The sequence below is a fragment of the uncultured Methanobrevibacter sp. genome (genome assembly GCF_900316895.1).
Classification (GTDB): domain Archaea; phylum Methanobacteriota; class Methanobacteria; order Methanobacteriales; family Methanobacteriaceae; genus Methanocatella.
Map to the genome: position 1 here is coordinate 1 of NZ_ONER01000122.1, position 3,716 is coordinate 3,716.

Consider the following 3,716-nt stretch of genomic DNA (forward strand, 5'->3'; position numbering starts at 1 on the left):
CGCAACTGGAAATGTCAAAAATGCGGAAAAATACTTGATAGGGACACAAACGCAGCAATTAATATTCTAAACCGCTGGTTCAACGGGGATAGCCTGAAATAATACTTAAATTAACCATTATTAAGTGAAAAAAATTCAGGAATCCCCATCCTCTATAGGATGGGGTGGTTCAATTTAACAAATCTCTTTATACTCGCATTTTTCACATTTTCGAGGGCTTTTTTTGACATTGGGTTTCTTTTTATTATCGATTATTTCTTTAACTTCACGTAGAATATTGAAGTAGGCCTTTCTCAAATTCACGTCCATCACAACAGGACGTCTGTCCCTTATCTTTTCATAATCTACAAAACCCACATAAACGTCATTTCGAAATTCTTCTTCAATCAGTATGGCATTTGCCACAAGTTCAATCGCATCGGAATCCCAAACGCCCTTAACTGGTGGGGTTCCGCTTTTTAAAAGAACAGGATAATATTTGCCGTCAACGATTTCAATCTTGTCGCACATTCCAATGACTCCAAGGCTCTGGTCCTTAATCAGATAGGAATACATACAATTGGGAAAGAACATATCAATAATCTCGAATGCATGCTTGTCAAGTATGGTCATGGCCTGTTTTGTTTTCAGTGCGATTATCTTGATGTTGAAATATGCATCGTCAATTATTTCATTTATCTGTGATGCTTCAAGGCCTATATTCATTGATTTGATGGCATTGCTTGTGCTTTTGATGTATGGGTCGATATTTTCTGATAGGACGTTTTCTATTTCACTTAAAACCATCTCTTTTTTGACCTTTCTCATGTTCTTTTGAATCAAATCCTGAATGTCAATTTTAAGCTTTTTTATTTCAATTGCCAATTGGTAATCCTTAGTTTCACTGGCATCAACATGAGTCTTAATGTACAGCTTCATCGGACAGTACATATGTTGTTTTATAGAAGAAACTTTTATCATTTTATAACCTCTTAAAATTCTCAATATTACATTAAACTTAATAATATTTAAAATAAGAAGTTATAAATGATTATAATTTAGTTAAATAAAATAAAAAAAGTAAATAGCTAATAATTTAGCTATTTAAATGCAATTTTACACATTGTAATAATTTTTGTTGAGTGCAGGCAATTTTGCAAAGATGATTGGAATCACAATCAGCACTACACTTAGGATTCCCATAACTGTCAGGCTAAGGCCATCTGCCTTGACGACTGTGGAGTAAACCCCTTGAATCCAGAGGCCTCCAATACAAATAGGCAATATGTATTTGATTACTGTTTTCCAGGTTTTGCCTACTTGAAGTTTGGAGTTGTTGTTCAATGTTTCAATCAGGTCATCGAACTTGTAAATCCAACCGAAAATTATGCACTCGGCCAATACTGCCAACAGCAATGCGAAATTATTCAGATATGCATCAAATATTCCCAGGATTGTACTTCCGGCACCGGTTGCAAAGATAGTGGATATTAAAAATCCGATAATGCAGACAACGGTTGCTGTCTTTTTACGTTCAATAAGGAACTTTTCAGAAATGGAATAGCACACTCCCTCAAGAAGGGCAATAACGGAGGTGATTCCTGCAAACAGGATACATATGAAGAACAATGGTCCTACGATGTATGCGACGCTTCCCATGGTATTGAACACTTGTGGGAAAACAACGAATGCAAGCCCTGTTCCTTCAGTTACAAGTTCATTGAACGGTATTCCTGAAGTTGCTGTCATGAACCCTAAAATTGAGAAGATTCCAATTGAGTTAAACACTTCAAATCCTGAGTTTGAAAATGCCACCATCACTGCATTGTCCACCAGTTTTGAGCCTTCAGGCAGGTAGCTTGCATATGTCATTGCAATTGCCATTCCCAGACTTAGGGAGAACACGATTTGTCCGAATGCCGCAAGCCATACGTCCAGGTTGAGCAACGCGTTCCAGTCGGGGGTGAAGATTTGTGTGTATCCGGTTGATGCGCCAGGCAAGGTCAGGGAGAACCCGACAATTCCGACAACAATCAGACAAAGCAAAGGCAATAGGATTTGGCTCACTTTACCGATTCCATCATTCAGGTCCCTTTTGATAATCATCCATGCAATGAACCAGATAATGAACACTGAAATGAGAACGTTTGGAACGATTGTAAACAGTCCGGACATTGAATCTGTCGCATGCAATACATTATTTGAGAAATATAAATCGGGATTGGCTCCCCATGCTTTTGTAAAACTTAAGATTATATAAATAAAGTCCCATCCAACAACACAAACGTAATATGTTGTTATCAAAAATACGACCAGTAGGATGAACCATGCTACCGGTTCCAATTTATCTTTTATGGAATACATTATTCTTGCAATCGATTTCTTGAACTTGAATCCTACCGCATATTCCACAAGAACAAATGAAATTCCGAGCAGGAATAATGAAATGATATATGGAATCATGAATGATCCTCCTCCGTGGGAGTACAATACATTTGGGAAACGCCAGATATTTCCCAGTCCGACAGCGGAACCAATCATGGCCATCATGAATGCAAGATTACTGTTCCATTCTTGTTTTTTAGTCTCTGTCATTTTTATCACTTAAATTAATAGTTTATATATTTGTCATTAAGGTTTATATATTATTTGCATTAATCTTGCTTAAATCGTGATTTTTTTAATTATATTTGCTCAATAAGCTAAATAAAGTTAAAAATTGTAAATTTGTCTAATTTAATTATTAAAATTTACTTGTTTGTTTAAAAAATAGTAGTTATGAGAGTATCAGCTCTCATATAAAATGATTATGCCGGGCTTTCCTTGAGCTTCAAATACTCATCGATTGCTTCACGGGTGGTTCCGACAACTATGCGGTAATGGCTGAACTCGCCATTCACGATAACCTTTTCCACTTTGCCTTTGGCGACCACATGCTCGCCGTCAACGACTTCACCGGCATAGGTGTGGGTAAATGAGACGACCTCTGTTAATGGGAAGTCCACGCCATCGATGACTTCCACATTCTCTATGGTGTAAAGTGAAGGGTTGTCAAAAGCTCCAAGTGCGCTTACGATGTCGCATTCGATTTGAGCAATTCCCTGAGGCTCGTAAACGGTATCTCCCCAAGTGCCTTCAATCTCATCATAATCCTTTGTGGCCAAAATGTCAAACAGGGTTCCGTTGATTGTTCCTCTGTTCGCTTTTCTGTTTTCATACCATCTGAACTCTTCTTTGGTTAAACTTTCATCATACATTCTTTTATCGTATACAAAATCCCAGTAGTCATTAGATAAACTTCCTTGCCTCTATGTTCTTTAAATGCCGCAATTGCTCTTCTGTGGTTGTCAAGACCATATACAACAAAATCCAAGTCACTGACACCGCTTTTTTGAAGGCCTGGTAAAATGGAGCCTGAGATTCCCAAATGGTCATATGGAATGTCTGCCATGAAATGGAAAAAGTCAGCAACATCCATTAATTTTGCTATCAATTCAGGATTTTTGACCTCTCCACCAGATTCAAATGTCTTTTTAAGGCCTAAAAGTCTATTTTCAGGTTTAATGATTCTTTCAACCTTGTCCAAGGGCACTCCCATCATTTCAACGTTTGTAACTTGAGAAAAATATAGATAATCGGGATGATTTTCTCTCAAATAACTATAGGCTTCTTCAGATCCTACTTTTCTGTATCTTTTTCCATCTTTTTCACGATCGCCCTCCGGATCGGGGACATAT

The 3,716-nt window shown here is 37.5% G+C and carries 3 protein-coding genes and 1 pseudogene; 1 reads left to right on the plus strand and 3 read right to left on the minus strand.

The features are described from left to right. Window positions 1-102, plus strand: a 102-nt coding sequence (locus QZN27_RS09970) for a zinc ribbon domain-containing protein (RefSeq protein ID WP_367237666.1), incomplete at its 5' end; no start/stop codon positions are given. Between the two features lie 72 nt (window positions 103-174). Here QZN27_RS09970 and cas4 read toward each other — a convergent pair. The 3 genes and pseudogenes from cas4 to QZN27_RS09975 form a co-directional block, all read right to left on the minus strand. Beyond that, entirely contained in the window at window positions 175-960 is a 786-nt protein-coding gene (gene cas4, locus QZN27_RS09390) for a CRISPR-associated protein Cas4 (protein WP_296786835.1), read from the minus strand. Window positions 961-1,095: 135 nt separating this feature from the next. After that, a complete protein-coding gene (locus QZN27_RS09395; RefSeq protein ID WP_296786838.1) occupies window positions 1,096-2,574 on the minus strand; it encodes a sodium-dependent transporter in 1,479 nt (492 codons plus the stop codon). A 212-nt stretch (window positions 2,575-2,786) separates the two neighbouring features. Then, window positions 2,787-3,716 (minus strand): annotated as a pseudogene (locus QZN27_RS09975) (DNA polymerase subunit beta); the annotation flags it as partial.